Annotated in this window: 28 protein-coding genes and 1 pseudogene; 18 read left to right on the plus strand and 11 right to left on the minus strand. The window is 60.0% G+C overall.

Going from position 1 to position 26,658, the window contains the following annotated elements:
* The first annotated feature begins 68 nt into the window (after nt 1-68).
* The 3 genes from Q7W83_RS04195 (at nt 69) to tldD (ending at nt 6,252) form a co-directional block, all read left to right on the plus strand.
* On the plus strand, nt 69-3,872 hold the full coding sequence (locus Q7W83_RS04195) for a YhdP family protein (protein ID WP_473655711.1): 3,804 nt from the start codon (nt 69-71) through the stop codon (nt 3,870-3,872).
* Between the two features lie 70 nt (nt 3,873-3,942).
* Nucleotides 3,943-4,791, plus strand: coding sequence for a carbon-nitrogen hydrolase family protein (locus tag Q7W83_RS04200; RefSeq protein WP_150633244.1), 849 nt, complete (start codon nt 3,943-3,945; stop codon nt 4,789-4,791).
* An 18-nt stretch (nt 4,792-4,809) separates the two neighbouring features.
* Nucleotides 4,810-6,252 carry a metalloprotease TldD gene (tldD, locus tag Q7W83_RS04205; protein ID WP_150633245.1) on the plus strand — a complete coding sequence of 481 codons (1,443 nt, stop codon included), beginning with the start codon at nt 4,810-4,812 and terminating at the stop codon, nt 6,250-6,252.
* Between the two features lie 48 nt (nt 6,253-6,300).
* On the opposite strand, the gene yjgA is transcribed toward tldD, so the two are convergent.
* Nucleotides 6,301-6,825 (minus strand): ribosome biogenesis factor YjgA, encoded by a 525-nt coding sequence (gene yjgA / locus Q7W83_RS04210; RefSeq protein WP_007901505.1) that lies wholly within the window; start codon nt 6,823-6,825, stop codon nt 6,301-6,303.
* 108 nt (nt 6,826-6,933) lie between these two features.
* Between yjgA and pmbA the strand changes: the two are divergent.
* From pmbA to Q7W83_RS04240, 6 genes and pseudogenes are all read left to right on the plus strand, one after another.
* Nucleotides 6,934-8,281: pseudogene (gene pmbA, locus Q7W83_RS04215) on the plus strand (metalloprotease PmbA).
* Nucleotides 8,282-8,524: 243 nt separating this feature from the next.
* The gene (locus tag Q7W83_RS04220; RefSeq protein ID WP_150633247.1) at nt 8,525-8,920 is read left to right on the plus strand and encodes a FagA protein; all 396 of its coding nucleotides are present in this window, start codon (nt 8,525-8,527) and stop codon (nt 8,918-8,920) included.
* 152 nt (nt 8,921-9,072) lie between these two features.
* Nucleotides 9,073-10,455: a class II fumarate hydratase gene (locus Q7W83_RS04225; RefSeq protein WP_150633248.1), complete on the plus strand. Its 1,383-nt coding sequence runs from the start codon at nt 9,073-9,075 to the stop codon at nt 10,453-10,455.
* 27 nt (nt 10,456-10,482) lie between these two features.
* A complete protein-coding gene (locus Q7W83_RS04230) occupies nt 10,483-10,914 on the plus strand; it encodes a hypothetical protein (protein ID WP_150633249.1) in 432 nt (143 codons plus the stop codon).
* A 1-nt stretch (nt 10,915) separates the two neighbouring features.
* Nucleotides 10,916-11,527, plus strand: coding sequence for a superoxide dismutase (locus tag Q7W83_RS04235; RefSeq protein WP_150633250.1), 612 nt, complete (start codon nt 10,916-10,918; stop codon nt 11,525-11,527).
* 30 nt (nt 11,528-11,557) lie between these two features.
* The gene (locus Q7W83_RS04240) at nt 11,558-12,451 is read left to right on the plus strand and encodes a ZIP family metal transporter (RefSeq protein WP_150633251.1); all 894 of its coding nucleotides are present in this window, start codon (nt 11,558-11,560) and stop codon (nt 12,449-12,451) included.
* Nucleotides 12,452-12,458: 7 nt separating this feature from the next.
* On the opposite strand, the gene Q7W83_RS04245 is transcribed toward Q7W83_RS04240, so the two are convergent.
* The 10 genes from Q7W83_RS04245 to Q7W83_RS04290 form a co-directional block, all read right to left on the minus strand.
* A complete protein-coding gene (locus tag Q7W83_RS04245) occupies nt 12,459-12,734 on the minus strand; it encodes an HPr family phosphocarrier protein (RefSeq protein WP_150633252.1) in 276 nt (91 codons plus the stop codon).
* A 15-nt stretch (nt 12,735-12,749) separates the two neighbouring features.
* A complete protein-coding gene (gene rapZ / locus Q7W83_RS04250) occupies nt 12,750-13,607 on the minus strand; it encodes an RNase adapter RapZ (protein WP_150633253.1) in 858 nt (285 codons plus the stop codon).
* Nucleotides 13,608-13,609: 2 nt separating this feature from the next.
* Nucleotides 13,610-14,074 carry a PTS IIA-like nitrogen regulatory protein PtsN gene (gene ptsN, locus Q7W83_RS04255; RefSeq protein ID WP_473655712.1) on the minus strand — a complete coding sequence of 155 codons (465 nt, stop codon included), beginning with the start codon at nt 14,072-14,074 and terminating at the stop codon, nt 13,610-13,612.
* Nucleotides 14,075-14,086: 12 nt separating this feature from the next.
* Nucleotides 14,087-14,395: a ribosome hibernation-promoting factor, HPF/YfiA family gene (gene hpf / locus Q7W83_RS04260; protein ID WP_007941242.1), complete on the minus strand. Its 309-nt coding sequence runs from the start codon at nt 14,393-14,395 to the stop codon at nt 14,087-14,089.
* Between the two features lie 74 nt (nt 14,396-14,469).
* Entirely contained in the window at nt 14,470-15,963 is a 1,494-nt protein-coding gene (locus Q7W83_RS04265) for an RNA polymerase factor sigma-54 (protein WP_150639286.1), read from the minus strand.
* Between the two features lie 184 nt (nt 15,964-16,147).
* A complete protein-coding gene (lptB, locus tag Q7W83_RS04270; protein WP_017336541.1) occupies nt 16,148-16,873 on the minus strand; it encodes an LPS export ABC transporter ATP-binding protein in 726 nt (241 codons plus the stop codon).
* Nucleotides 16,873-17,421 (minus strand): lipopolysaccharide transport periplasmic protein LptA, encoded by a 549-nt coding sequence (lptA, locus tag Q7W83_RS04275; protein ID WP_150633256.1) that lies wholly within the window; start codon nt 17,419-17,421, stop codon nt 16,873-16,875. The genes lptB and lptA overlap by 1 nt, the downstream gene beginning before the upstream one ends.
* Nucleotides 17,408-17,980 carry an LPS export ABC transporter periplasmic protein LptC gene (gene lptC, locus Q7W83_RS04280; protein ID WP_150633257.1) on the minus strand — a complete coding sequence of 191 codons (573 nt, stop codon included), beginning with the start codon at nt 17,978-17,980 and terminating at the stop codon, nt 17,408-17,410. Before lptC ends, lptA begins: the two co-directional genes overlap by 14 nt.
* A gap of 7 nt (nt 17,981-17,987) precedes the next feature.
* Nucleotides 17,988-18,512 carry a KdsC family phosphatase gene (locus Q7W83_RS04285; protein ID WP_150633258.1) on the minus strand — a complete coding sequence of 175 codons (525 nt, stop codon included), beginning with the start codon at nt 18,510-18,512 and terminating at the stop codon, nt 17,988-17,990.
* Entirely contained in the window at nt 18,512-19,486 is a 975-nt protein-coding gene (locus tag Q7W83_RS04290; RefSeq protein ID WP_150633259.1) for a KpsF/GutQ family sugar-phosphate isomerase, read from the minus strand. The genes Q7W83_RS04285 and Q7W83_RS04290 overlap by 1 nt, the downstream gene beginning before the upstream one ends.
* 275 nt (nt 19,487-19,761) lie before the next feature.
* Between Q7W83_RS04290 and Q7W83_RS04295 the strand changes: the two genes are divergently transcribed.
* The 9 genes from Q7W83_RS04295 to hisD all read left to right on the plus strand — a co-directional run bounded on the left by Q7W83_RS04295 (nt 19,762) and on the right by hisD (nt 26,657).
* Entirely contained in the window at nt 19,762-20,571 is an 810-nt protein-coding gene (locus tag Q7W83_RS04295) for an ATP-binding cassette domain-containing protein (protein WP_150633260.1), read from the plus strand.
* Nucleotides 20,571-21,368: a lipid asymmetry maintenance ABC transporter permease subunit MlaE gene (gene mlaE / locus Q7W83_RS04300; RefSeq protein ID WP_150639285.1), complete on the plus strand. Its 798-nt coding sequence runs from the start codon at nt 20,571-20,573 to the stop codon at nt 21,366-21,368. The genes Q7W83_RS04295 and mlaE overlap by 1 nt, the downstream gene beginning before the upstream one ends.
* Nucleotides 21,368-21,835, plus strand: a complete 468-nt coding sequence (gene mlaD, locus Q7W83_RS04305) for an outer membrane lipid asymmetry maintenance protein MlaD (protein ID WP_010463308.1) — start codon at nt 21,368-21,370, stop codon at nt 21,833-21,835. The genes mlaE and mlaD overlap by 1 nt, the downstream gene beginning before the upstream one ends.
* Nucleotides 21,836-21,846: 11 nt before the next feature.
* Nucleotides 21,847-22,488: an MlaC/ttg2D family ABC transporter substrate-binding protein gene (locus Q7W83_RS04310; protein WP_150633262.1), complete on the plus strand. Its 642-nt coding sequence runs from the start codon at nt 21,847-21,849 to the stop codon at nt 22,486-22,488.
* Nucleotides 22,485-22,790, plus strand: a complete 306-nt coding sequence (locus Q7W83_RS04315) for an STAS domain-containing protein (protein ID WP_150633263.1) — start codon at nt 22,485-22,487, stop codon at nt 22,788-22,790. Before Q7W83_RS04310 ends, Q7W83_RS04315 begins: the two co-directional genes overlap by 4 nt.
* A 113-nt stretch (nt 22,791-22,903) precedes the next feature.
* On the plus strand, nt 22,904-23,143 hold the full coding sequence (locus Q7W83_RS04320) for a BolA family protein (protein WP_008070578.1): 240 nt from the start codon (nt 22,904-22,906) through the stop codon (nt 23,141-23,143).
* A gap of 22 nt (nt 23,144-23,165) precedes the next feature.
* Nucleotides 23,166-24,431, plus strand: coding sequence for a UDP-N-acetylglucosamine 1-carboxyvinyltransferase (murA, locus tag Q7W83_RS04325; protein ID WP_150633264.1), 1,266 nt, complete (start codon nt 23,166-23,168; stop codon nt 24,429-24,431).
* A 128-nt stretch (nt 24,432-24,559) separates the two neighbouring features.
* Nucleotides 24,560-25,195, plus strand: a complete 636-nt coding sequence (gene hisG, locus Q7W83_RS04330; protein WP_007901570.1) for an ATP phosphoribosyltransferase — start codon at nt 24,560-24,562, stop codon at nt 25,193-25,195.
* A gap of 124 nt (nt 25,196-25,319) precedes the next feature.
* Nucleotides 25,320-26,657 (plus strand): histidinol dehydrogenase, encoded by a 1,338-nt coding sequence (hisD, locus tag Q7W83_RS04335; RefSeq protein ID WP_150633265.1) that lies wholly within the window; start codon nt 25,320-25,322, stop codon nt 26,655-26,657.
* The last annotated feature ends 1 nt before the right edge of the window (nt 26,658 follow it).

A 26,658-nucleotide genomic window follows, 5' to 3' on the forward strand; every position in this document is an offset into this window, starting at 1 on the left:
TATTTGCACCCGACTAGAACAGCTGGCCTCAGCTTTTTGCAGTACTTTTGCCATGGGAGCCAACTGACATGGACCGTCTGACACGCATTTTGGCCGCACTGACCCGCTGGGGTCTGGGCCTGTGCGCGTTGGCTTTGGTGCTGATGGCACTTTACGTCAGTCTCGGTCGCGAGCTGACACCGCTGGTGGCCGAGTACCGGGCCGAAGTCGAAACCAAAGCCGGCGCTGCCTTGGGCATGCCGCTGCACATCGGTGAGCTGGAAGGTAACTGGAGCGGCTTCGCGCCGATTATGCTGGCTCACGACGTGATGGTCGGCGAGGGCGCCAATGCCCTGCGCCTGGATCAGGTGCGCGCGGTACCGGACCTCTGGGCCAGCCTGCTGGCCCGCGAAGTGCGCATCGCTCATCTGGAACTCAACGGTCTGAAGATCAGCCTCAAGGAAGGCGAGGACGGTCGTTGGGCGCTGGAAGGCTTGCCGGTGCAGCAGGATCAGCCGCTGGATCCGGAACAACTGCTCAATCGCATGCAGATGGTCCAGCAGTTGTCGGTGCTCGACAGCCAGGTGACCTTGCAGCCACTGGATCACCCGCCGCTGACCTTGACGTACGTTGGCCTGAATCTGAAAACCGGCGTTTCCCGGCAGCGCCTCGATGCGCGGCTGACCCTGCCCGACGGGCAGCCGGTCGCTATGAGTGTGCGCACCCGCATTCGCGCCAGCCAGTGGCAGGACGGCGCAGCGGATGCGTACCTGAGCCTGCCGCAAAGCGACTGGTCGAAATGGCTGCCCGAACGCGTGACCCGGCAGTGGAACTTCTCCGAGTTCAAGGCCGGCGGCGAACTCTGGGTCAACTGGGATAAAGGCGCTCTGCAAAGCGGCGCGATCCGTTTGAACGCGCCTCAGCTCAAGGGCGCTTACGCCGAGCGCAAGCCGATCCAGATCAACAATCTGGCGCTGAACGGCTTCTTCCAGCGCGGCACCGAAGGCATCCTGGTGACCCTGGACTCCCTGGCGATGAACTTTGGCGAAACGCGCTGGGAATCGCACCTGCAACTCAAACAGAGCCTGGCGACTGACAAGGCCGAAGAACTCTGGCATCTGCAAGCCGACCGTCTCGACCTCACCCCGCTGACCCCGCTCCTGAATGCCCTGGGGCCATTGCCCGAAGGTGTTGCCACCGCCGTCGAGCGGCTCAAGGTGACCGGTGGTTTACGCAACGTGCTGATGGACTTCCGGCCCAACGCCACCGACGACAGTAAGATCAGCTTCGCCGCCAACCTCGATCGGGTGGGTTTTGACGCCTATCACGGCGCGCCGGCGGCGAGAAATGTCAGTGGCAGCATCAGTGGTGACCTCGGCCATGGCGAGTTGCGCATGGACAGCAAGGATTTTTCCCTGCATCTGGACCCTATTTTCGCCAAGCCATGGCAATACATTCAGGCCAACGCCCGGCTGACCTGGAAGCTCGACAAAGAAGGTTTCACGCTGATCGCGCCGTACCTGAAGGTGCTGGGCGAGGAGGGCAAGATTGCCGGCGATTTCCTGATCCGTCTGCACTTCGATCACACCCAGGAAGATTACATGGACCTGCGGGTCGGTCTGGTGGAGGGCGATGGCAAATACACCGCCAAGTACCTGCCGCAAGTGCTCAGCCCGGCGCTGGATGAATGGTTGCGTACAGCGATTCTCAAGGGAGCGGTGGACGAGGGCTTCTTCCAGTATCAGGGCTCGCTGAATCATGGCGCCGCCGACACCGCCCGCAGCATCAGCCTGTTCTTCAAGGTGCACGATGCCGAGCTGGCGTTCCAGCCAGGCTGGCCGTCTGTGAGCAAGGTCTCGGGCGACGTGTTCATCGAAGACAGCGGTGTGCGGATTCTGGCCAGCCAAGGCCAGTTGCTCAACACGCAGGTCAGCGACATCTACGTCAATATTCCCCACGTGCCTGCCGGGCAAACCACCCATCTGTTCCTCGACGGCGCGTTCGCCGGCGGGTTGGGCGATGGCGTGAAAATTCTGCAGGAAGCGCCGATCGGCACCGCAGCGACCTTCGCTGGATGGGAAGGCGAGGGCGATCTGCAAGGCAAATTGAAACTGGATATTCCACTGGTCAAAGGCGAGCAACCGAAAATTCTCGTCGACTTCAAGACGGCCAAGGCACGTTTGAAGTTGGCCGAGCCACCGCTGGAGCTGACTCAGCTCAAGGGCGATTTCCGGTTCGACAGCGACAAAGGTTTGAGCGGCCAGAACATCACGGCGCGAGCGTTTGACAAACCGGTCAGCGCCCAGATTTTCGCCGACGGCAGGCCGGGCAACATCAAGACACGCGTCACCGCTTCAGGCCAGGTCGAGGTCAAGAAGCTGACCGATTGGCTGAGCGTCACGCAGCCGTTGCCGGTGTCCGGCCTGATCCCGTATCAACTGCAACTGAACCTGGACGGCGCAGACAGCCAGTTGATGGTCAATTCCAGCCTCAAAGGCGTGGCCGTGGACTTGCCGGCGCCGTTCGGCATGACGGCCGACGTCGGGCGCGACACGACGTTCCGCATGACCCTGCAGGGGCAGGAGCGGCGTTACTGGGTCAAATACGGCGAGTTGGCGAGCTTCACGTTTGCAGCACCGCCGGGCAATTTTGCCGACGGTCGCGGCGAACTGTTCCTCGGCGGCGGCGAAGCCGTGTTACCCGGCGCCAAAGGTCTGCGGGTGCGCGGGGTGCTGTCGGAACTGGATGTCGGCCCGTGGAAGGATCTGGTCGACAAGTATGCCGGCCAGGATCCGGGCGGCAGCGCCAAGCAGTTGCTCAGCAGCGCGGATTTCAAGGTTGGCAAGCTCAGCGGCATCGGTACCACGCTGGATCAGGCCTCGGTGCAGTTGAACCGCAAGCCGACCGCGTGGGCCTTGCAGCTCGACAGCCAGCAGGTCAAGGGCACCGCCGTTATCCCCGATGCGAAAGCCGCTCCGATTGCGATCAATCTGCAATACGTGCGTTTGCCGGCGCCGGATCCGACTGTACTGGCCGATGAAAACTCGCCGGATCCGTTGGTGACCGTGGACCCGACAAAGATCCCGGCACTGGATATCACCATCAATCAACTGTTCCAGGGGCAGGATTTGGTCGGGGGCTGGTCGCTGAAAGTGCGCCCGACCGCCAAGGGCATCGCGCTCAATACGCTGGATCTGGGCCTCAAGGGCATTCTCTTGCAGGGCAGCGGCGGCTGGGAAGGTGTGCCCGGCTCCTCCACCAGTTGGTACAAAGGTCGAATCAGCGGCAAGAATCTGGCTGACGTTTTGAAAGGCTGGGGCTTTGCGCCCAGTGTCACCAGCGAAGAGTTTCATATGGATGTCGACGGCCGCTGGCCCGGTTCGCCGGCCTGGCTGGCGACCAAGCGTTTCTCCGGGACGCTGGATGCGTCGCTGAATAGAGGCCAGTTCGTTGAAGTCGAGGGTGGTGCTCAGGCGTTGCGGGTGTTTGGCCTGCTCAACTTCAACTCCATCGGCCGACGCTTGCGGCTGGATTTTTCCGATCTGTTTGGCAAAGGCTTGAGTTACGACCGGGTCAAGGGCCTGCTGGTCGGGACCAACGGCGTTTACGTGACCCGTGAGCCGATTCTGTTGACCGGCCCGTCGAGTAATATCGAGCTCAATGGCACGCTGGATCTGGTGGGTGATCAGGTCGATGCGAAACTGCTGGTGACCTTGCCGGTCACCAACAACCTGCCGATTGCCGCGCTGATCGTCGGCGCACCGGCTATCGGCGGGGCGCTGTTCCTGATCGACAAGCTTATCGGCGACCGCGTGGCGCGTTTCGCCAGCGTGAAGTACACCGTCAAAGGCCCGTGGAAAGAGCCGAAAATCACCTTCGACAAACCTTTTTGACGCGCTTTTTCAGAACCCACACGCCAAGCCTATGGAGTAGCATGGACGCCTGTCTATTCAGGAGCGCGCCATGTCTGTAGCGGTAATTCAAATGGTCAGCCAGAGCGACGTGCTGGCCAATCTGGCCCAGGCCCGGCGCCTGCTTGAGCAGGCGGCAGCCGCTGGCGCGGTACTGGCCGTGCTGCCGGAAAACTTTGCCGCCATGGGCCGTCATGACATCGCCGACATCGGTCGCGCCGAGGCATTGGGCGACGGTCCGATCCTGCCATGGTTGAAACAGACCGCCCGCGACCTCAAGTTATGGATAGTGGCCGGCACATTGCCGTTGCCGCCGGTGGATCAGCCGACGGCGAAAGTGCATGCCTGCTCACTGCTGGTCAATGATCAGGGCGAGACGGTGGCACGCTACGACAAGCTCCATTTGTTCGATGTGGACGTGGCGGACAATCGCGGGCGTTATCGGGAGTCCGACGACTATGCTTATGGCAGTGGCGTGGTGGTCGCGGACACGCCCGTCGGTCGCGTCGGCCTGACCGTGTGCTACGACCTGCGCTTCCCCGAGCTGTACAGCGAATTGCGCGCTGCCGGTGCGGAGTTGATTACCGCGCCGTCGGCCTTTACTGCGGTGACTGGCGCGGCGCATTGGGATGTACTGATTCGCGCGCGGGCCATCGAGACCCAGTGTTATGTGCTCGCGGCTGCCCAGGGTGGCACGCATCCGGGACCGCGAGAAACGTATGGCCATGCTGCAATTGTCGACCCATGGGGTCGGGTGCTGGCGCAACAGGATCAAGGCGAGGCCGTGCTGCTGGCCGAACGCGATAGCAGCGAACAGGCGTCCATCAGGGCGCGGATGCCGGTGTCGAGTCACCGGCGCTTTTTCTCGCAGGGCGCCCGGCGACCTGCCTCAGAACGATGAATTTAAGGCGTAAAGCATATGAGCGAGTTGTTGTCCTCAGTCAGTGAACACCTCCTGGCGCCCGGCGGCGTCACCATCGAGAGTCTGCAAGGTGTGCTCGGCGATCTGGCCGGCCCGGGCATCGATGCCGCCGACCTGTATTTCCAGGGGCAGATTTCCGAGTCCTGGGCGCTGGAAGACGGCATCGTCAAGGAAGGCAGCTTCAACCTCGATCAGGGTGTTGGCGTGCGGGCGCAATCGGGTGAGAAAACCGGATTTGCCTACAGCAATGCAATCACCCTCGAAGCCTTGGGCGCGGCGGCCCGTGCGGCGCGCTCGATCTCCCGCGCCGGACAGAACGGCACGGTGCAGGCCTTCACCACTCAGGACGTCGCCCAGTTATACGGACCGGACAACCCGCTGGAAGTGCTGACCCGTGCCGAAAAAGTCGAATTGCTCAAACGCATCGACGTCGCCACCCGCGCCCTCGACCCGCGTATTCAGCAAGTCACGGTCAGCATGGCCGGCGTCTGGGAGCGCATTCTTGTCGCTTCGACCGACGGCAGCCTGGCGGCGGATGTGCGGCCGCTGGTGCGCTTCAATGTCAGCGTGATCGTCGAGCAGAACGGTCGCCGCGAGCGCGGTGGTCATGGCGGTGGCGGTCGGACCGATTACCGTTATTTCCTCGCCGAAGACCGTGCCATGGGCTACGCCCGTGAGGCGCTGCGTCAGGCATTGGTCAACCTTGAAGCCATCCCTGCGCCGGCCGGTACCTTGCCGGTTGTATTGGGGTCGGGCTGGTCCGGCGTGCTGCTGCACGAAGCGGTCGGCCATGGTCTGGAAGGCGATTTCAACCGCAAGGGCAGCTCGGCTTACAGTGGCCGTATGGGCGAGATGGTTGCGTCCAAGCTTTGCACCATCGTCGATGATGGCACGTTGGCCGGTCGTCGCGGTTCGCTGAGTGTCGACGACGAAGGCACGCCGACCGAATGCACCACACTGATCGAAAACGGCGTACTCAAAGGTTACATGCAGGACAAGCTCAACGCGCGCCTGATGGGCGTGGCCCGCACGGGTAACGGTCGTCGCGAATCCTACGCGCACCTGCCGATGCCGCGCATGACCAACACTTACATGCTCGCGGGTGAAAGTGATCCGGCAGAAATCATCGCCTCGGTGAAGCGCGGGATTTACTGCGCCAACCTCGGCGGCGGTCAGGTGGACATCACCAGCGGCAAGTTCGTGTTCTCTACCAGCGAAGCGTATTTGATCGAAGACGGCAAGATTACTGCCCCGGTCAAAGGCGCGACGTTGATCGGCAACGGGCCGGAAGCCATGAGCAAGGTGTCGATGGTCGGAAACGATCTGGCGCTGGACAGCGGCGTGGGGACGTGTGGCAAGGATGGGCAGTCGGTGCCGGTGGGTGTCGGCCAGCCAACGCTGAAAATCGATGCGATCACTGTGGGTGGCACAGGATCGTAAGGGATGGAGCGTCGGGTGAGCCGCGTGACGACTCACCCGAGAAGGGACTTAACGCAAGCCGCGTTGAGTCTCGTCCAGCTCACGGATGTACTTGAAGATTTTACGGCTCGATGCTGGAGGCTTATTGGTCGCCAGTTCGTGCTGGGCCTGACGGATCAGGGAGCGCAACTGCTGACGATCAGCTTCCGGGTAGTCGAGCACGAACTTCTCCAGGACTGCATCGTCGCCCGCGATCAAGCGATCGCGCCAGCGTTCCAGACCATGGAAACGTTCGTTGTACTGCCGTGTGGAGGCATCGAGTTGATCGAGCAAAGTCAGAATGGCGTCAGTGTCCTGATCGCGCATCAGTTTGCCGATGAACATGAGATGCCGTTTACGCGCGATATTCGCGGTGTGCTTGGGCGCATCGGCCAGGGCCCGGCGCATAGCGTCGGTCAATGGCAGTTTTGCCAGCAAGTCAGGCTTGAGCGTTGTAAGGCGCTCGCCGAGGTCAACCAGAGCATGCAGCTCGCGTTTAACCTGGGATTTGCTTTTTTCTCCCGTATCGAGGGAGTCGTCGTAAGAATCAACCATGGTGGCCGTCCGCAAAGAAACGCCGCCATGATAACCAGTCGGGGGCCGCTTGTCCGGCCCGGTCGCTCGAAGGCCTTTACCGAAAGCAGAATTTGAGTGGAGAACAGCATGAGTGCAGTTGAAAGCGTCGGCCCACAAGCGTTGCCGGCACTGCAGGAACAAGTCGAGCAGATCATTGCTGAAGCCAAGCGCCAGGGCGCCAGTGCCTGTGAAGTGGCGGTGTCCCTGGAGCAGGGACTGTCCACATCGGTGCGCCAGCGTGAGGTCGAAACCGTCGAATTCAACCGCGATCAGGGCTTTGGCATCACGTTGTACGTCGGGCAGCGCAAGGGTTCGGCCAGCACGTCGGCCAGCGGTCCTGAAGCGATTCGTGAAACCGTCGCTGCAGCGCTGGCCATTGCCAAGCACACCTCCGAAGACGAAGCGTCGGGCCTGGCGGACGCCGCGCTGATGGCCAAGGATCTGCAGGATTTCGACTTGTTCCACCAATGGGACATCACGCCGGAGCAAGCCATCGAGATGGCCCTGAGCTGTGAGGCCGCGGCATTTGCCGCCGACAGTCGCATCAAGAATGCCGATGGCACCACCCTCAGCACGCATCAGGGCTGTCGCGTATACGGCAACAGCCACGGTTTTATCGGCGGTTATGCATCGACTCGTCACAGCCTGAGCTGCGTCATGATCGCCGAAGCCGATGGCCAGATGCAGCGCGATTACTGGTACGACGTGAATCGCCAGGGCAGCTTGCTGGCCGACCCGGCGAGCATCGGCCAGCGTGCCGCGCAAAGGGCGGCGAGCCGTCTGGGCGCGCGTCCGGTGCCGACCTGTGAAGTGCCGGTGCTGTTCTCCGCTGAACTGGCGGGTGGCTTGTTCGGCAGTTTCCTCTCGGCGATTTCCGGCGGCAGCCTGTATCGCAAATCGTCGTTCCTTGAAGGCACGCTGGGTCAGAAGCTGTTCCCGGAATGGCTGACCATCGATGAACGCCCCGCATTTGATGCGCGCCATGGGCAGTTCGGCGTTCGATGGCGATGGTCTGGCGACCTACGCCAAACCGTTCGTCGAAAAAGGTGAGCTGGTGTCCTACATCCTCGGCACCTATTCCGGTCGCAAGCTCGGCATGCCGAGCACGGCCAACGCGGGCGGCGTGCACAACCTGTTCGTCACCCATGGCGATGAAGATCAAGCGGCCTTGCTCCGCCGTATGGGCCGTGGCTTGCTGGTCACCGAGCTCATGGGCCAGGGCCTGAACATGGTCACGGGTGATTACTCCCGCGGCGCGGCGGGTTACTGGGTCGAGAACGGCGAAATCCAGTTTGCGGTCCAGGAAGTCACCATCGCCGGCAACATGCGCGACATGTTCAAGCAGATCGTCGCCGTGGGTAATGACCTGGAATTGCGCAGTAACATTCGCACGGGTTCGGTGTTGATCGAGCGGATGACTGTCGCCGGTAGCTAAACACTTACGGCAACACAAAAGGCGCGCCACCCATTGGGTGGCGCGCCTTTTTTATTGGGGTCGTGCAGACCTTGTGGGTGTGGGCTTGCCCGCGATGGCGGTGTGTCAGGCGCCCGGTATGTTGGATGTACTGGCCTCCTCGCGGGCAAGCCCGCTCCCACAATGTACTCAGAGTGTCTCTGGGCTTGTGTTGGTTATCATTATCATCTAATAATAAATCTCATTACCGAATGAGCCCGGATCATGAGTTCTGCCTTGCACGAGCAGCCTTACCTCGAAAGCTGGCGCTGGATGAGTCGCCAGATCCGTTGCGGGATGGACCCTGACGAGCCTCGCCTGATCGAACACTACTTGGCCGAAGGCCGGTATCTGGCGTGTTGTACCGCGACGTCCCCTTGGACCATCGCCGAAACCTCTTTCCGATTGCTGCTCGACACTGCTGCCGATGTCGCGCTGCCCTGGCACTGGCGAACCTATTGCCTGGACCAGGCGTGGCGCCCGCTGCGCGAACTTGAACGCCTCTCCCTCTGCAAGTGCCGCCTCAAGCGCTGGCAAAGCTACACCTGGCAACTGGCGACCTGCGAGTTGCAGCCCTCGATACCTCTCATAGAACTGGTGCAAGGATTTTCTGATGAGTAGGGTCTGCCATCCGTTATTTCCTATGCCGCGCCGGGCCCGCTGTGGTGCAGGGCCAGACTGCGTTGCAGTCCTTGGCAAGGGAACAACCATTACCAGCGGACTGCGCCTTGCCTGGCCCGCTTTCATACGCAACGCGACATAGGAAATAACGGATGGCAGACCCTAAGACTCGTATTGAGCGCGACAGCATGGGCGAACTCCAGGTCCCGTTGGACGCCCTCTACAGCGCACAAACCCAGCGTGCGGTGAACAATTTCCCGATCAGTGGCAAGCCGATGCCGATGCAGTTCATCCGCGCACTGATCCTGGCCAAGGCCGCCGCCGCGCGAGCCAACGTCGAACTCAGGCAGATCAGCGAATCCCAGGGCAACGCCATCGTTGAGGCATCACTGGGCTTGCTTCAGGACGATTTCATGCAGCACTTCCCGGTGGATATTTTCCAGACCGGTTCCGGCACCAGTTCCAACATGAATGCCAACGAAGTGATTGCGACCCTGGCCAGCCGTCTGCTTGGCGAGCCGGTGAACCCCAATGATCACGTCAATTGCGGCCAGAGCAGCAACGACATCATCCCGACCACCATTCACGTCAGCGCTGCGCTGGCGTTGCATGAACAATTGCTGCCGGCACTGGTGCGTCTGGTGCAGGTGATCGAGCACAAGGCCGAAGAGGTTCATCACCACGTCAAAACCGGTCGCACTCACTTGATGGATGCGATGCCAGTGCGCATGAGCCAGGTGCTCAACGGTTGGGCGCAACAACTGAAGGCCAACATCGGCCATCTGCAGGATCTGCTGCCGAGCCTGCAGTCCCTGGCTCAGGGCGGTACGGCGGTGGGCACCGGTATCAATGCGCATCCAGAATTCGCCAGACTTTTCAGCCAGCAGCTGACCAGATTGACTCAGGTGCAATTCACGCCGGGCACCGATTTGTTCGCTCTGATCGGCTCTCAGGACACCGCCGTTGCGGTCTCCGGGCAGCTGAAAACCACCGCTGTATCGCTGATGAAAATCGCCAACGACCTGCGCTGGATGAACTCCGGTCCACTGGCCGGCCTCGGCGAAATCGAACTTGAAGCCTTGCAGCCGGGCTCGTCGATCATGCCCGGCAAGGTCAATCCGGTGATCCCGGAGGCCACCGCGATGGTCGCCGCCCAAGTGATCGGCAATGACACGGTGATCACCATCGCCGGCCAGTCGGGCAATTTCGAGCTGAACGTGATGCTGCCGATCATCGCCCAGAACCTGCTGAGCAGCATTGAATTGCTGGCCAACTCCAGCCACTTGTTGGGTGAAAAGGCTATCGCCAGCTTCAAGGTCAACGAAGCCAGGCTCAAGGAAGCGCTGTCGCGCAACCCGATTCTGGTCACGGCACTCAACCCGATCATTGGTTACCAAAACGCTGCGGAGATCGCCAAGAAGGCTTATCAGCAGGGCCGGCCGGTGATCGATGTCGCTCTGGAACACACTGACCTGTCGCGCAGCCAACTGGAAGAGTTGCTCAATCCGGAAAAGCTCACCGCAGGCGGCGTGTAATCACCGCAACCGCTTTGGAGGCTCACCATGGAGCACTGGAAACGCACGATCGAAAGAGCAAACCGCTGTTTCATGCTGGGCGAATACGTCGATGCTCGCGAGGCTTACTTGCAAGCATTGGCCCTGGCCCAGGTGTTGTTCGAGCGCTGGGCGGATGCCGACGAAGCGGTGGCGGCCTGCGTGATTTCCCACCACAACCTGGCGGACCTGCATTTGCGTCTGAACCAGCCGGAGGAGAGCGCCGAATACCTGTGCGCCATCCACCAACGGTTGTTGAAGACTATGCAGGACCCGCGACTGGCGCCGGCATTGCGTGAAGCCGCGCTGCGTCAGAGCAGCAAAACCTACGTCGAACTGTTGAATTTCATCAGCGAGCACGGCGAATACCCGCGCACTCATCGTTTACTGCACATCGATGCCGCGTCGTCCCCTGCGCCTCTACACCATGGAGTCCACTGAAATGGCTTTTAGCTTGCCTGTCTTGCCGTACGCCTACGATGCCCTGGAACCGCATATCGATGCGCAGACCATGGAAATCCACTACACCAAGCATCACCAGACCTACATCAATAACCTTAACGCTGCCGTCGAAGGCACCGAGTTTGCCGAGTGGCCGGTGGAAAAACTGGTGGCTGCCGTTCAGCAACTGCCGGAAAAACTCCGCGCGGCGGTGATCAATCAGGGTGGCGGTCATGCCAACCATTCGCTGTTCTGGGAAGTCATGGTGCCCAACGGCGGCGGTCAGCCGGTCGGCGAATTGGCCAAGGCCATCGAGGAGCAGTTGGGCGGCCTCGACCGTTTCAAGGAAGCGTTCACCAAAGCCGCGCTGACCCGTTTCGGCAGCGGCTGGGCCTGGCTGAGTGTGACGCCGCAAAAGAGGCTGGTCGTTGAAAGCAGCGGCAACCAGGACAGCCCCTTGATGAACGGCAATACGCCGATTCTGGGGTTGGATGTCTGGGAGCATGCCTATTACCTGCAGTATCAAAACCGCCGTCCCGAATACATCAACGCGTTTTACAACGTGATCAATTGGCCCGAAGTCGCTGCGCGCTATCAGGCTGCACTGGTTTAAGTCTTCTAGAAAAACAATCCTGGGCTGACTATGGGCACTGAAACACTGGCGATCGGAAGTGGGCGGATGTTTCGTTACGCGTTTGGGTCGCTGTTACTGCTGGCGGGCATGAGCTTGTTGGTCGCGCATGGGCTCGCGTGGCTGGATCTCGAGCCGAAACTGCTGCGCGCGTTGCAAGGCGGGGCGATTTGCGCCTTGGGCACGGCCTTGGGCGCGGTGCCGGTGCTGGTGATTCGACGCATGCCTCAGGCGGTCAGCGATTCGCTACTCGGCTTTGGCGCCGGGGTTATGCTCGCCGCAACGGCATTTTCGCTGATTGTTCCGGGCATTGCCGCCGCTGAAAGCCTGGGACTGACACCTTGGACGGCCAGCGGGCTGATCAGTTTCGGCATCATGCTTGGCGCGTTCGGGCTGTATCTGGTGGATCGAAAGGTTTCCGGTGCTTCGCCGGAAATGCTCGTCGGCACGCTGGAGCGGCCGGTTATTCCGCCACGGATCTGGTTGTTCGTGTTTGCCATCATTGCCCACAACATTCCTGAAGGCATGGCGGTCGGTGTCTCGGCGGGTGGCGGCATGCCCGACGCCGACAGCCTGGCGATGGGCATTGCCTTGCAGGATGTGCCGGAAGGATTGGTGATTGCGTTGGTGTTGGCCGGGGCAGGGATGTCGCGGGTCAAGGCGTTCCTGATCGGCGCGGCATCAGGGTTGGTCGAACCGGTCTTTGCGCTGTTGTGCGCCTGGCTGGTGAGCCTTGCCGAGTTGCTCTTGCCGTTGGGGCTGGCGCTGGCGGCTGGGGCCATGCTGCTGGTGGTCACGCATGAAGTCATTCCCGAGTCGCGCCGCAATGGTCACGACAAGCTTGCCAGCCTTGGGCTGCTGATCGGGTTTTGTCTGATGATGGTGATGGATACAGCGCTCGCCTAGGCGAGCGTTATTCGCCTTCGTCGAAGAAGTTGTTGATCAGCGCGACCAGCGCGTCCAGCGCTTCCTGTTCCTGCTCGCCTTCCGTGCTCAGATGGATTTTGGTGCCTTTGCCTGCAGCCAGCATCATCATGGCCATGATGCTTTTGCCGTCGACCGTGGACTGCGGCGTGCGTCCTACCCTGATCGTGCAATCCTTGAACTGACCGGCCACGCCGACGAACTTGGCGGAAGCGCGGGCATGCAGGCCCAGCTTGTTGATGATTTCGATTTCCAGAGCAGGCATCGCGATGTGAATCCTTTAGCTGAGGTCGCGGTGGCGGACCTGGACGTTCTTCAGGGATTTTTGCAGGACCTGGCCCAGACGTTCGGTCAGGTAGACGGAGCGGTGATGCCCGCCGGTGCAGCCAATGGCAATGGTGACATAAGCGCGGTTGCTGGCGGCAAAGCGGGGCAGCCATTTGAGCAGGTACGTGGAAATGTCCTGGAACATCTCCTCGACGTCCGGCTGGGCCGCCAGGTACTCGGCAACCGGTTGATCAAGCCCGGACTGCTCGCGCAGCTCCGGCTTCCAATAGGGGTTGGGCAGGCAACGCACATCGAACACCAGATCGGCGTCCACCGGCATGCCGCGTTTGAATCCGAACGACTCCACCAAAAACGCAGTACCGGGTTCCGGTTGGTTCAGCAGGCGCAACTTGATGGTATCGCGCAACTGATACAGGTTCAGGTTGGTGGTATTGACCTTGAGATCGGCGAGGTCGGCAATCGGCCCGAGCAGGTTGGTTTCATCGTTGATCGCCTCGGCCAGCGAGCGGTTGGCGCTGCTCAACGGGTGACGACGGCGAGTTTCCGAAAAACGCTTCAGCAAGGTTTCTTCGTCGGCGTCCAGGTACAGGACATCGCATTGGATATGTCGGCTGCGAACTTCTTCGAGCAGTTCCGGAAACCGGCTCAAGTGGCTCGGCAAGTTGCGCGCGTCAATGGAGACGGCCACCAGCGGCTGCGCAAGTTCGGTGTGGATCAGCGCGCGCTCGGCCAGTTCCGGCAACAACCCGGCAGGCAGGTTGTCGATGCAGTAATAGCCGTTGTCTTCGAGAACATCGAGCGCGGTGCTTTTACCTGAGCCGGAGCGGCCACTGACGATGATCAAACGCATGATTACTGCCCGTTTTGCTCGTTCAGGACAACCTGATACAAGGCTTCATTGCTCGGAGCGCTGCGCAGTTTTTCGCGCACTTCCTTGCGATCGAGCATGCTGGCGATCTGGCGCAGTAGCTCCAGGTGCGCATCGGTAGCGGCTACCGGGACCAGCAGAACGAACAGCAGGTCAACCGGGGCGCCATCGATGGCGTCGAAATCGATGGGAGCGTCCAGGTGCATCAAGGCACTGATGGGCGAGATACAGCCTTTGAGGCGGCAGTGAGGAATGGCGATGCCGTTGCCAAAACCGGTCGAGCCGAGTTTTTCACGGGCAATCAACGCCTCGAAGACAACTTGCATCTCCAGATCCGGCACTTCCCGGGCGATCAGGTTGGCAATTTGCTCGAGGGCTTTCTTTTTGCTGCCGCCCGGCACGTTCACGAGGGAACGGCCGGGGGTCAGGATGCTTTCAAGTCGGATCATGGGTTGGGAGTGTTAACGACCGGTCGCGCCCTGGAGGAGGCTCTGGGTCTTTTCCTTATGCTTTTTGAGTTGTTTATCCAGCTTGTCGGTCAATGCGTCGATCGCCGCGTACATATCGGTATGTTCCGCGTTGGCGACCACTTCATTGCCGGGAATATGCAGCGTGGCTTCGATTTTCTGCTTCAGCTTTTCGACCGTCATCGTGACCTGCACGTTGGTGATCTTGTCGAAATGCCTCTCTAACCGTTCGAGTTTTTCGCCGATGTAGGTGCGAAGAGGTTCGGTCACTTCCAGTTGGTGTCCACTGATGTTGACTTGCATACAGCTTCTCCTTCGTTGCCAGTGCATAAAGCGGTAGACCAGATGATCTACCACTGGAACGCTGTGGCGTGGCTCTACATCAACCGCTTGCGTTCGCTCGAAGGCGCGATCCCGAGGGATTCGCGGTACTTGGCGACGGTGCGGCGAGCCACCTGAATGCCTTGTGCCTCCAGTAAACCAGCGATCTTGCTGTCACTCAACGGCTTTTTCTGATTTTCAGCGGCAACCAGTTTTTTGATGATCGCGCGGATCGCTGTGGACGAGCATTCACCGCCTTCGGACGTGCTGACGTGGCTGGAGAAAAAGTACTTCAGCTCATATATGCCCCGAGGGGTATGCATGAATTTTTGTGTGGTCACCCGCGAAATCGTCGATTCGTGCATGCCCACCGCTTCGGCGATGTCATGCAGTACCAACGGCTTCATCGCTTCGTCGCCGTATTCCAGAAAACCGCGCTGATGCTCGACGATCTGGGTGGCAACTTTCATCAGGGTTTCGTTGCGGCTTTGCAGGCTCTTGATGAACCAGCGGGCCTCTTGCAACTGATTGCGCATGAAGGTGTTGTCGGCGCTGGTGTCGGCGCGGCGCACAAAACCGGCATATTGGGCATTGACCCGCAGCCGTGGCACCGACTCCTGATTCAGTTCGACCAGCCAGCGCTCGTTGTCTTTGCGCACGATCACGTCGGGTACGACGTACTCGGCTTCACTGGATTCGATCTGCGAGCCAGGGCGCGGGTTGAGGCTCTGGACCAGTTCGATCACCTGGCGCAGTTCATCTTCCTTGAGCTTCATGCGGCGCATCAGCTGGCTGTAGTCACGGCTGCCGAGCAAATCAATGTAATCGCTGACCAGGCGCTTGGCCTCGGCCAGCCAAGGTGTCTTGGCCGGCAGCTGGCGCAATTGCAGCAGCAGACATTCACCCAGGTTGCGGGCTCCGATGCCGGCAGGTTCGAATTGCTGGATGCGATGCAGGACGGCTTCGATCTCGTCCAGTTCGATGTCGAGTTCAGGGTCGAAGGCTTCGAGGATTTCCTCGAGGGTTTCGTCCAGGTAACCCTGGTTGTTGATGCAATCGATCAGGGTTACGGCGATCAGGCGATCGGTGTCGGACATCGGCGCCAGGTTCAGCTGCCACAGCAGGTGGCTTTGCAGGCTCTCACCGGCGGATGTACGGGTAGTGAAGTCCCACTCGTCGTCATCGTTGCTCGGCAGGCTGCTGGCGCTGGTTTGGTAGACATCTTCCCAGGCGGTGTCGACGGGCAGCTCGTTGGGAATGCGCTCGTTCCAGTCACCTTCCTCGAGGTTGTCCACCGTCGGGGCGGTTTCCTGGTAGGAGGGTTCCGAGACGTCGGCATTGGGTTGCTGTTCGGCTTTGTCGGCCAAGGGGTCGGCGTTATCGAAGTCGTCGCCTTCTTCCTGGCGTTCGAGCATCGGATTGGACTCCAGGGCCTCCTGGATTTCCTGTTGCAGGTCCAGGGTCGACAATTGGAGCAGGCGGATGGCCTGTTGCAGCTGCGGTGTCATCGTCAGCTGCTGGCCCATTCTCAAGACTAGCGATGGTTTCATGGCAGGGGCTAAACACCTTATTCGCCGGCGCGCATGCGCCATCCACTACAGGGCGCCGAAGCGCCAAACATAAGCAAATTATATGCCCGAAACCGTAGCGTTTGCCTAGAGCGCTGTAACAATAAAAAACTATTGATTTTTTATCGAGACAAGCGCACGGACAACCAGCCAGACACCTCAGCGCTTACAGACGGAACTCGTGGCCCAGATAGACTTCTTTCACGAGGTCGTTGGCCAGGATGGTGGCCGAGTCACCTTCGGCGATCAGTTGGCCATCGTTGACGATGTAGGCGGTTTCGCAGATATCCAGGGTTTCACGGACGTTGTGGTCAGTGATCAGCACGCCAATGCCCTTGGCCTTGAGGTGGTAGATGATCTGTTTGATGTCGCCCACCGAAATCGGGTCCACACCGGCGAACGGTTCGTCGAGGAGGATGAATTTCGGGTTGGTCGCCAGTGCCCGGGCGATTTCCACGCGGCGGCGTTCGCCACCGGACAGGCTCATGCCGAGGTTGTCGCGGATGTGGCTGATGTGGAATTCCTGCAGCAGGCTTTCCAGCTCTTTGCGACGATCGGCCTTGTCGAGTTCCTTGCGGGTCTCGAGGATCGCCATGATGTTGTCGGCGACCGAGAGTTTGCGGAAGATCGACGCTTCTTGCGGAAGATAGCCGATACCGGCCTTTGCACGACCGTGCATCGGCTGGTGGCTGACGTCCAGATCATCGATCAGGACGCGGCCCTGATCGGCCTGAACCAGGCCGACAATCATGTAGAAGCAGGTGGTTTTACCGGCGCCGTTAGGGCCAAGCAGGCCGACGATCTGACCGCTGTCGATGGACAGGCTGACGTCGCGCACGACCTGACGGCTCTTGTAGCTCTTGGCCAGATGCTGAGCTTTCAGAGTTGCCATTACGGGGCCTTTTGCTCTTCGGTTTTCTTTTTCGGCTGGATCACCATGTCGATGCGCGGACGCGATTCGGTCACATTGGTCCCTGTGGCACGACCGGCGCTGGCAAGCTTTTTATTGGTGTCGTAGACGATTTTCTCGCCTTGGGTGACGTTGCCGTCTTTATCGACAACTTTGGCGCGATCGATCAGCACGACGCGGTCTTGCGAGGCGTGGTACTGGATGGTGACCCCCCAGCCCTGAACGGGCTTGGTGTCGCCTGCCGTTTGCAGTTGTTCGAAGTAGGCGAGGTTGCCCACCGAAGTCACCACGTCGATGTCGCCCGCAGGGGTGCGGGTCATGGTCACAGTATTGCCCTTAACGATCATCGAGCCTTGGGTGATGATCACGTCACCTTTATAGGTGGCAATGCCGTTCTTGTCGTCCAGTTGGGCGTCGTCGGCCTGAATACGGATAGGCTGCTGTTGATCGTTCGGCAGAGCCCAGGCGCTCACGCTTCCCAGTGCTGCGCCCAGACCGAGCAAAATAGGGAGAGTTTTAACGAGCCTCATACTGTCCTCTTACGTTCGATAGCAGGTGTATCCTGCTTTCTTTCAAATACGCTTTCATTCCCTTGCCAGTCGATACACCGCCAGCGCCGTCGATTCTAACGGGTTGCTCGGTCTGCGCATATTGCTGTTGCGGGAACACGGTCATGCGGGTGGAGGTAATCAGGGTCTTGCGGTTTTTCTCGTCGAAGCGCGTGATGCGCACCGAGTCGATCAGTTCGACCTGAGTGCCGTCCGGGTTGACTTCGCCGTGTTCGCTCTGGACGTGCCAAGGGAACTGGGTGCCGCGGAACAGGTTCAGGTCCGGGTTGGTCAACAGCGTCACTTCGGTCGCTTTCAGATGTTCAACCTTGTCGGACGTCATCTCGTACTGCAGTTTGCCATCCGGCAGGTACTGCACGCTGTGCGCGTTGATCGCGTAGTAGTCGATTTCGCTCTCATTGACTGTAGCCACTGGCTTGTCGAGGAAGCGTTCCGGGCTGATGTTCCAGTAGCCGACCGCAGCAAAAATCGCTGCGATGCAACCGAACACCAGGATGTTACGAAATTTCTTGCTCAGCATAGTTGGCTCACAGGTACGCGGCGTTGGCCGCATCGAGGCGGCCCTGGGCGCGCAGGATCAATTCGCAGAATTCGCGAGCGGCACCCTCGCCACCACGGGCCTGGGTGATGCCGTGGGCGTGTTCACGCACGAAGCTGGCGGCATTGGCCACCGCCATGCCCAGGCCGACGCGGCGAATCACCGGCAGGTCTGGCAGGTCGTCGCCGAGGTAGGCGACTTGTTCATAGCTTAGATTGAGCTGGGCGAGAAGCTCGTCGAGCACCACCAGTTTATCTTCGCGGCCCTGATAAAGGTGGGGAATACCGAGGTTCTTCGCCCGTCGCTCGACCACCGGGGTCTTGCGGCCGCTGATGATAGCCGTCTGCACGCCCGCTGCCATCAACATCTTGATGCCCTGGCCGTCGAGTGTGTTGAATGTCTTGAATTCGCTGCCGTCTTCAAGGAAATACAGGCGTCCGTCGGTCAGGACGCCGTCGACGTCGAATACCGCGAGTTTTATCTGTTTGCCGCGTTGCAGCAGGTCCGCACTCATTACATTACTCCCGCACGCAGCAAGTCGTGCATGTTCAAGGCGCCGACCGGGCGGTCTTCGCTATCGACCACGACCAGCGCGTTGATTTTATGGTCTTCCATGATTTTGAGTGCCTCGGCCGCGAGCATCTCGGCGCGAGCAGTCTTGCCGTGGGCGGTCATGACCTGGTCGATCGTCGCGCTATGGATATCGATGCTGCGATCCAGGGTGCGGCGCAAATCGCCGTCGGTGAAGATCCCGGCGAGTTTGCCGTCGGCTTCGAGGATCACGGTCATGCCCAGGCCTTTGCGGGTCATTTCCATCAGCGCGTCCTTGAGCAGAGTGCCGCGCTGGACTTGCGGCAGCTCTTGCCCGGCGTGCATGACGTTTTCCACTTTCAACAACAGGCGTCGGCCCAGCGCACCACCGGGATGGGAAAACGCGAAGTCTTCAGCGGTGAAACCGCGGGCTTCGAGCAGCGCAACGGCCAGAGCATCGCCCATGACCAGCGCCGCGGTGGTCGACGACGTCGGTGCCAGGTTCAGCGGGCAGGCTTCATGCTCCACGTGCACGTTGAGGTTGACCTCGGCAGCCTTGGCCAGCGGTGAGTCGGGGTTGCCGGTCACGCTGATCAGTTTGATGCCCAGGCGCTTGATCAGCGGCAGCAGGGTGACGATTTCGTTGGTGGAGCCGGAGTTCGACAGGGCCAGGATGATGTCGTCGCGGGTGATCATGCCCATGTCGCCGTGGCTGGCTTCAGCCGGATGTACGAAGAAAGCCGTGGTGCCGGTGCTGGCCAGGGTGGCCGCGATCTTGTTGCCGATGTGCCCTGATTTGCCCATGCCGACCACGACCACGCGGCCTTTGCTGGCCAGAATCATCTCGCAAGCGCGTACGAAATCTGCGTCGATATGGGGCAGCAAGCCTTGTACGGCTTCCAGTTCGAGGCGGATGGTGCGTTGTGCTGATTGAATCAGGTCGCTGGATTGGCTCATGTCAGAAATCGTATAGCCTGATGAAAAGGCGGCGATTATAGCGGTAATGATCAAAACCCTCACGCAAGTTCGTCGCGCTTTGACATTCCCTTCTTCCGAAACCCTCTAAATGCTGCTTTTTGCCTGTCATGCTACTGAATATGGCCCGGCTTGGAGCTTGGGCGCTTGGCCTTTGCAGTGATATAGTTCGCCGCCAGTTCGGCCTGCCCGGGATGTATGTGCTTTCGCCAGAAAGTCAGGCGTCCGAGTGAGAGGCTGCATCGCAAGGAGTTTAGATGAGTGCCGATAACGCCTACGCGGTCGAGCTGAAGGGACTGACCTTCAAGCGCGGTTCGCGCAGCATTTTCAATAACGTCGATATCCGTATTCCACGCGGCAAGGTCACCGGCATCATGGGGCCTTCCGGGTGTGGCAAGACCACATTGCTGCGTTTGATGGGCGCACAACTGCGTCCTACCAAGGGCGAAGTCTGGGTCAACGGTCAAAACCTGCCGAAGCTTTCGCGCAGCGATTTGTTCGACGCGCGCAAGCACATGGGTGTGCTGTTCCAAAGTGGCGCACTGTTTACCGACCTCGATGTGTTCGAGAACGTCGCCTTTCCGCTACGCGTTCATACCGAGCTTCCGGAAGAAATGATCCGGGACATTGTCCTGCTCAAATTACAGGCCGTTGGCCTGCGTGGCGCCATCGACCTGATGCCTGACGAGCTGTCCGGCGGCATGAAGCGCCGTGTCGCGCTGGCGCGGGCGATTGCCCTGGATCCGCAGATTCTCATGTATGACGAACCCTTTGTCGGCCAGGACCCTATCGCAATGGGCGTGTTGGTGCGCCTGATCCGTTTGCTTAACGATGCGCTGGGTATCACCAGTATCGTGGTTTCCCACGATCTGGCCGAGACGGCCAGCATCGCCGATTACATTTATGTAGTGGGCGACGGGCAAGTGTTGGGGCAGGGCACTCCCGAGGAGCTGATGAATTCGCAGGAGCCTCGAATTCGTCAATTCATGACCGGCGATCCCGACGGTCCGGTCGCATACCACTTTCCAGCGACGGATTACCGCGCAGATCTTCTGGGGAAGCGTTGATGCGCAAGATTTCACTATTAGAACGCGTACGTCGTTTCGGTCACGGCGGCATTGATGTGATGGCGGTGTTCGGCCGTTCGGCGATCTTCCTGTTCCATGCCTTGCTCGGCCGTGGCGGCATCGGTGGCGGGTTCGGGCTGCTGATCAAGCAATTGCATTCGGTGGGCGTGATGTCCCTGGTGATCATCGTGGTCTCCGGGGTGTTCATCGGCATGGTGCTGGCGCTGCAGGGGTTCAACATCCTGTCCAGCTATGGTTCGGAACAGGCGGTCGGGCAGATGGTTGCGCTGACGTTGTTGCGTGAGTTGGGTCCTGTGGTCACGGCGTTGTTGTTCGCCGGGCGCGCCGGTTCGGCCCTGACGGCTGAAATCGGCAACATGAAGTCCACCGAGCAGTTGTCCAGTCTCGAAATGATTGGTGTCGACCCGCTCAAATACATCATTGCCCCGCGCCTCTGGGCCGGCTTCATTTCCCTGCCGGTGCTGGCGATGATTTTCAGCGTGGTGGGTATCTGGGGCGGTTCGTGGGTGGCCGTCGACTGGCTGGGTGTCTATGAAGGTTCCTACTGGTCGAACATGCAAAACAGCGTGACCTTTGCGGACGATGTGCTGAACGGCATTATCAAAAGCATAGTCTTCGCTTTTGTCGTGACCTGGATCGCCGTATTCCAAGGCTATGACTGCGAGCCCACATCCGAGGGGATCAGTCGTGCCACTACCAAGACCGTTGTGTATGCCTCGTTGGCTGTACTCGGCCTGGACTTTATTCTGACCGCCTTGATGTTTGGAGATTTCTGATGCAAAACCGCACCCTGGAAATCGGTGTCGGCCTTTTCTTGCTGGCTGGCATCCTGGCTTTGCTGTTGCTGGCGTTGCGGGTGAGTGGCCTGTCCCCGAGCGCAACCACCGATACGTATAAACTGTATGCCTATTTCGACAATATCGCCGGTTTGACGGTCAGAGCTAAAGTGACCATGGCCGGTGTGACCATCGGCAAGGTCACGGCGATCGATCTGGACCGCGACAGTTTCACCGGTCGAGTGACGATGCAACTGGAAAAGCGCGTAGATAACCTGCCGACTGACTCCACTGCATCTATCCTGACGGCTGGCCTGTTGGGCGAGAAATACATCGGTATCAGCGTGGGCGGCGAAGAAGGCTTGCTCAAGGATGGTGGAACCATCCACGACACCCAGTCGTCGCTGGTGCTCGAGGACCTGATCGGTAAATTCCTGCTCAATACCGTTAGCAAAGACGCCAAATGAGGAGCTTTTGAATGATCTCTACCTTGCGACGTGGCCTGTTGGTATTACTCGCGGCTCTGCCGTTGATGGCTAACGCCGTGGCGGCGCCTTCCGCGCACGAACTGGTTCAAGACACCACGACCCGCTTGCTGGCGGATCTGTCGGCCAACAAAGAGAAGTACAAGCAGGACCCGCAGGACTTTTACACAGCGCTGAACACCATCGTCGGCCCTGTCGTGGATGCCGAGGGCATTTCCAAGAGCATCATGACGGTCAAATATTCGCGCAAGGCCACGCCTGCGCAAATGAAGACCTTCGAAGAAAACTTCAAAAAGGGCCTGTTCCAGTTCTATGGCAACGCCCTGCTGGAGTACAACAACCAGGGCATCGTCGTCGACCCTGCCAAGGATGAGTCGGGAGACCGCACCAGCGTTGGCATGACGGTCAAGGGCAGCAACGGCGCGATCTATCCTGTGTCCTACACACTGGAAAAGATCAACGGCGAGTGGAAGTTGCGTAACGTGATCATCAACGGCATCAACATCGGCAAGCTGTTCCGCGATCAGTTCGCTGATGCGATGCAGCGCAATGGCAACGACCTGGACAAGACCATCAATGGTTGGGCCGGTGAAGTCGCCAAAGCCAAGGAAGCCAGCGAGAAGCAGACCCAATGAGTGTATCGGCCATTCGCATGAGCGAATCCGGTGAGCTGATGCTCAGCGGCATGCTGGATTACCGTACCGGCCCCGGCCTGCGCAAGCAGGGCCAGGCGCTGATCAAGGCCAGCAAGGCCCCCGCACTGGTGGTGGATTGCTCGGCGGTACTGAAATCCAGCAGTGTCGGCTTGTCGCTGCTGCTGTGTTTCATTCGGGATGCGCAGGAGGCCGGCAAGCCGCTGAGCATCCGCGCGATGCCCGAAGACATGCGCGAAATTGCTCAGGTCAGCGAATTGACCGAGCTGTTGGCGCATCCCTAACCGCATCGACAGAGAAGCCCCCCGTCAGAGTCCTGCTTCGCGGGGTTCGCAGGCGCGGGGCTTTTTTGTATGATGTCCGACCCGCGCGCACAGGGCGCCGATTGAGGTTGAGCATGCAGGCCGTAGAAGTGAAGAGCTTCCTTGAAGGAAAGCTGCCAGGAATCCAGGTGGAAGTTGAAGGCGAAGGCTGCAACTTTCAGCTGAACGTGATTAGCGATGAACTGGCGGCACTGAGCCCGGTCAAGCGTCAGCAAAGCATCTATGCCCATTTGAACCCATGGATCGCCGATGGCAGCATCCATGCGGTCACTATGAAATTTTTCAGCAGCGCGGCCTGGGCCGAGCGCACCTGAGCCCAAGGGCGTCGAGATTCTTATGGATAAATTGATTATTACCGGTGGCGCTCGTCTTGATGGCGAGATCCGCATTTCCGGGGCAAAGAACTCTGCCCTGCCGATCCTGGCTGCAACCCTGCTGTGCGATGGCCCGGTGACGGTTGCCAACCTGCCGCACCTGCACGACATCACCACCATGATCGAGCTGTTCGGTCGCATGGGCATCGAGCCGGTGATCGACGAGAAACTCAGCGTCGAAATCGACCCGCGCACCATCAAGACCCTGATTGCTCCGTACGAACTGGTTAAAACCATGCGTGCGTCGATCCTGGTGCTGGGCCCGATGGTTGCCCGCTTCGGTGAAGCCGAAGTCGCACTGCCTGGCGGTTGCGCCATCGGTTCGCGTCCGGTGGACCTGCACATCCGTGGTCTTGAAGCCATGGGTGCGGTCATCGACGTCGAAGGCGGCTACATCAAGGCCAAGGCGCCTGAAGGTGGCTTGCGCGGCGCGCACTTCTTCTTCGATACCGTCAGTGTGACCGGTACCGAAAACATCATGATGGCCGCTGCTCTGGCCAAGGGTCGCAGCGTGCTGGCCAACGCCGCCCGCGAGCCGGAAGTCATCGACCTGGCGAACTTCCTGATCGCCATGGGTGCCAAGATCACTGGCGCTGGCACTGACACCATCACCATCGATGGCGTCGAGCGTCTGCATCCGACCACTTACAAAGTGATGCCGGACCGTATCGAAACCGGGACGTACCTGGTCGCTGCCGCTGTGACCGGCGGTCGTGTGAAGGTCAAGGACACCGATCCGACGATCCTCGAAGCCGTTCTGGAAAAACTCCGTGAAGCCGGCGCCGAAATCACTTCGGGCGAAGACTGGATCGAGCTGAACATGCACGGCAAGCGGCCAAAAGCCGTCAACGTGCGAACCGCTCCGTACCCGGCGTTCCCGACCGACATGCAAGCGCAGTTCATCTCGCTCAACGCCATTGCCGAAGGCACCGGTGCCGTGATCGAGACGATCTTCGAAAACCGCTTCATGCACGTTTACGAACTGCACCGCATGGGCGCCAAGATCCAGGTCGAAGGCAACACCGCCATCGTCACCGGTACCGAGAAGCTGAAAGGCGCGCCAGTCATGGCCACCGACCTGCGCGCCTCGGCCAGCCTGGTGATCTCGGCGTTGATCGCTGAAGGTGACACCCTGATCGACCGCATCTACCACATCGACCGTGGTTACGAGTGCATCGAAGAGAAACTGCAAATGCTCGGCGCCAAGATCCGCCGCGTACCGGGCTAGTTTTTTTGCTGCATGGGCATAAGGATGTGCCCGTTGAATTCGTTTCAAGTCGAGGGTAATTCACTCTCGATGTGTGCCCGGCACCGCTTGTGACCGGGCACGTACCTTGATAAGGACTGACGTTTCCCATGTTGACCATCGCACTGTCCAAGGGCCGCATCCTTGACGACACCCTGCCGCTTCTGGCTGAAGCGGGCATCGTGCCGACCGAGAATCCGGACAAGAGCCGCAAGCTGATCATCCCCACGACCCAGGCCGATGTGCGTCTGCTGATCGTGCGCGCCACCGACGTGCCGACGTATGTCGAGCATGGTGCCGCTGACCTGGGCGTCGCCGGTAAAGATGTGTTGATGGAATATGGCGGCCAGGGTCTGTACGAACCCCTGGACCTGCGCATTGCCCTGTGCAAGCTGATGACCGCTGGCCGTGTCGGCGATGTCGAGCCAAAGGGCCGTTTGCGGGTGGCGACCAAGTTCGTCAACGTTGCCAAGCGCTACTATGCCGAACAAGGCCGTCAGGTCGACATCATCAAGCTGTACGGCTCGATGGAACTGGCGCCGTTGATCGGTCTGGCGGACAAGATCATCGACGTGGTCGACACCGGCAACACCTTGCGCGCCAATGGCCTGGAACCCCAGGATTTCATTGCCGACATCAGTTCCCGGCTGATCGTCAACAAAGCTTCGATGAAAATGCAGCACGCCCGTATCCAGGCGTTGATCGACACCCTGCGCAAGGCAGTGGAGTCTCGACACCGCGGCTGATTCACCTGCGCGGCCTTGAGTCGCGCCGTCTATCCGCCTCATAGCCAGAATTCTCAGGTGCCCAAGCGGATCGAATGTTAGCTTCGGGCGCCTGAGTTTTTGCCATTCCTATGAGGCTCTCGCTATGACCGCACCGACTGCAATTCGCCGACTCAACGCTGCTGACCCGGATTTCGCACATCATCTGGATCATCTGCTGAGCTGGGAAAGTGTGTCTGACGACTCGGTCAATCAGCGGGTGCTGGACATCATCAAAGCCGTGCGCGAGCGTGGTGATGCGGCGCTGGTGGAATTCACCCAGAAATTCGACGGCCTGCAAGTCGCTTCGATGGCCGACCTGATCCTGCCGCGTGAACGCCTGGAACTGGCGCTGACCCGGATCACCGTGCCGCAGCGTGAAGCGCTGGAAAAAGCCGCGGCCCGCGTGCGCAGTTACCACGAAAAGCAGAAACAGGATTCCTGGAGCTACACCGAGGCCGATGGCACCGTGCTGGGCCAGAAGGTCACGCCGCTGGATCGCGCCGGTCTTTATGTCCCGGGCGGTAAGGCGTCGTATCCGTCGTCCGTACTGATGAACGCGATCCCGGCCAAAGTGGCGGGCGTGACCGAAGTGGTCATGGTGGTGCCGACCCCGCGTGGTGAAATCAACGAACTGGTGTTGGCCGCAGCCTGCATCGCCGGCGTTGACCGTGTCTTCACCATCGGTGGCGCACAAGCCGTTGCCGCGTTGGCTTATGGCACCGAAAGCGTGCCGAAGGTCGATAAAGTGGTCGGCCCGGGCAACATCTATGTCGCCACCGCCAAGCGCCACGTGTTCGGCCAGGTCGGCATCGACATGATCGCCGGCCCGTCGGAAATCCTCGTCGTCTGCGACGGCCAGACCGATCCGGACTGGATCGCGATGGACTTGTTCTCTCAGGCCGAGCATGACGAAGATGCCCAGGCGATTCTGGTCAGCCCGGACGCCGGGTTCCTCGACAAGGTCGCCGCCAGCATCGCCAAACTGTTGCCGACCATGGAGCGCGCCGAGATCATTGAAACCTCGATCAATGGCCGTGGTGCGCTGATTCAGGTGCGCGATATGGAACAAGCCATCGAAGTGGCCAACCGCATCGCACCGGAGCACCTGGAGTTGTCGGTCGCCGATCCGCAAGCGTGGTTGCCGCAGATCCGCCACGCTGGCGCAATCTTCATGGGCCGTCACACGTCCGAGGCCTTGGGCGATTACTGCGCCGGCCCGAACCACGTATTGCCGACTTCCGGCACCGCGCGATTCTCCTCGCCGCTGGGTGTTTATGACTTCCAGAAACGCTCGTCGATCATCTTCTGCTCCGAGCAGGGGGCATCCGACCTGGGCAAGACCGCTTCCGTGCTGGCCCGTGGCGAGTCGCTGACCGCGCACGCTCGCAGCGCCGAATACCGCATCGTTGACGAAGATTTTCCACAAGGGCAGGGAAACTGAA

It is taken from the genome of Pseudomonas sp. 300 (assembly GCF_055803035.1).

What these genes read in the sequence shown, in the direction of transcription:
- Q7W83_RS04265 (WP_150639286.1), bottom strand. Translation starts at nt 15,963, where the DNA reads ATGAAACCATCGCTAGTCTTGAGAATGGGCCAGCAGCTGACGATGACA.
- lptA (WP_150633256.1), bottom strand. Translation starts at nt 17,421, where the DNA reads ATGAGGCTCGTTAAAACTCTCCCTATTTTGCTCGGTCTGGGCGCAGCA.
- yjgA (WP_007901505.1), bottom strand. Translation starts at nt 6,825, where the DNA reads ATGGTTGATTCTTACGACGACTCCCTCGATACGGGAGAAAAAAGCAAA.
- Q7W83_RS04200 (WP_150633244.1), top strand. Translation starts at nt 3,943, where the DNA reads ATGTCTGTAGCGGTAATTCAAATGGTCAGCCAGAGCGACGTGCTGGCC.
- hisD (WP_150633265.1), top strand. Translation starts at nt 25,320, where the DNA reads ATGACCGCACCGACTGCAATTCGCCGACTCAACGCTGCTGACCCGGAT.
- mlaE (WP_150639285.1), top strand. Translation starts at nt 20,571, where the DNA reads ATGCGCAAGATTTCACTATTAGAACGCGTACGTCGTTTCGGTCACGGC.
- Q7W83_RS04320 (WP_008070578.1), top strand. Translation starts at nt 22,904, where the DNA reads ATGCAGGCCGTAGAAGTGAAGAGCTTCCTTGAAGGAAAGCTGCCAGGA.
- mlaD (WP_010463308.1), top strand. Translation starts at nt 21,368, where the DNA reads ATGCAAAACCGCACCCTGGAAATCGGTGTCGGCCTTTTCTTGCTGGCT.
- Q7W83_RS04310 (WP_150633262.1), top strand. Translation starts at nt 21,847, where the DNA reads ATGATCTCTACCTTGCGACGTGGCCTGTTGGTATTACTCGCGGCTCTG.
- murA (WP_150633264.1), top strand. Translation starts at nt 23,166, where the DNA reads ATGGATAAATTGATTATTACCGGTGGCGCTCGTCTTGATGGCGAGATC.
- lptC (WP_150633257.1), bottom strand. Translation starts at nt 17,980, where the DNA reads ATGCTGAGCAAGAAATTTCGTAACATCCTGGTGTTCGGTTGCATCGCA.
- Q7W83_RS04290 (WP_150633259.1), bottom strand. Translation starts at nt 19,486, where the DNA reads ATGAGCCAATCCAGCGACCTGATTCAATCAGCACAACGCACCATCCGC.
- Q7W83_RS04245 (WP_150633252.1), bottom strand. Translation starts at nt 12,734, where the DNA reads ATGCCTGCTCTGGAAATCGAAATCATCAACAAGCTGGGCCTGCATGCC.
- tldD (WP_150633245.1), top strand. Translation starts at nt 4,810, where the DNA reads ATGAGCGAGTTGTTGTCCTCAGTCAGTGAACACCTCCTGGCGCCCGGC.
- Q7W83_RS04230 (WP_150633249.1), top strand. Translation starts at nt 10,483, where the DNA reads ATGGAGCACTGGAAACGCACGATCGAAAGAGCAAACCGCTGTTTCATG.
- Q7W83_RS04195 (WP_473655711.1), top strand. Translation starts at nt 69, where the DNA reads ATGGACCGTCTGACACGCATTTTGGCCGCACTGACCCGCTGGGGTCTG.
- Q7W83_RS04295 (WP_150633260.1), top strand. Translation starts at nt 19,762, where the DNA reads ATGAGTGCCGATAACGCCTACGCGGTCGAGCTGAAGGGACTGACCTTC.
- Q7W83_RS04240 (WP_150633251.1), top strand. Translation starts at nt 11,558, where the DNA reads ATGGGCACTGAAACACTGGCGATCGGAAGTGGGCGGATGTTTCGTTAC.
- Q7W83_RS04225 (WP_150633248.1), top strand. Translation starts at nt 9,073, where the DNA reads ATGGCAGACCCTAAGACTCGTATTGAGCGCGACAGCATGGGCGAACTC.
- lptB (WP_017336541.1), bottom strand. Translation starts at nt 16,873, where the DNA reads ATGGCAACTCTGAAAGCTCAGCATCTGGCCAAGAGCTACAAGAGCCGT.
- rapZ (WP_150633253.1), bottom strand. Translation starts at nt 13,607, where the DNA reads ATGCGTTTGATCATCGTCAGTGGCCGCTCCGGCTCAGGTAAAAGCACC.
- hisG (WP_007901570.1), top strand. Translation starts at nt 24,560, where the DNA reads ATGTTGACCATCGCACTGTCCAAGGGCCGCATCCTTGACGACACCCTG.
- hpf (WP_007941242.1), bottom strand. Translation starts at nt 14,395, where the DNA reads ATGCAAGTCAACATCAGTGGACACCAACTGGAAGTGACCGAACCTCTT.
- ptsN (WP_473655712.1), bottom strand. Translation starts at nt 14,074, where the DNA reads ATGATCCGACTTGAAAGCATCCTGACCCCCGGCCGTTCCCTCGTGAAC.
- Q7W83_RS04220 (WP_150633247.1), top strand. Translation starts at nt 8,525, where the DNA reads ATGAGTTCTGCCTTGCACGAGCAGCCTTACCTCGAAAGCTGGCGCTGG.
- Q7W83_RS04235 (WP_150633250.1), top strand. Translation starts at nt 10,916, where the DNA reads ATGGCTTTTAGCTTGCCTGTCTTGCCGTACGCCTACGATGCCCTGGAA.
- Q7W83_RS04285 (WP_150633258.1), bottom strand. Translation starts at nt 18,512, where the DNA reads ATGAGTGCGGACCTGCTGCAACGCGGCAAACAGATAAAACTCGCGGTA.
- Q7W83_RS04315 (WP_150633263.1), top strand. Translation starts at nt 22,485, where the DNA reads ATGAGTGTATCGGCCATTCGCATGAGCGAATCCGGTGAGCTGATGCTC.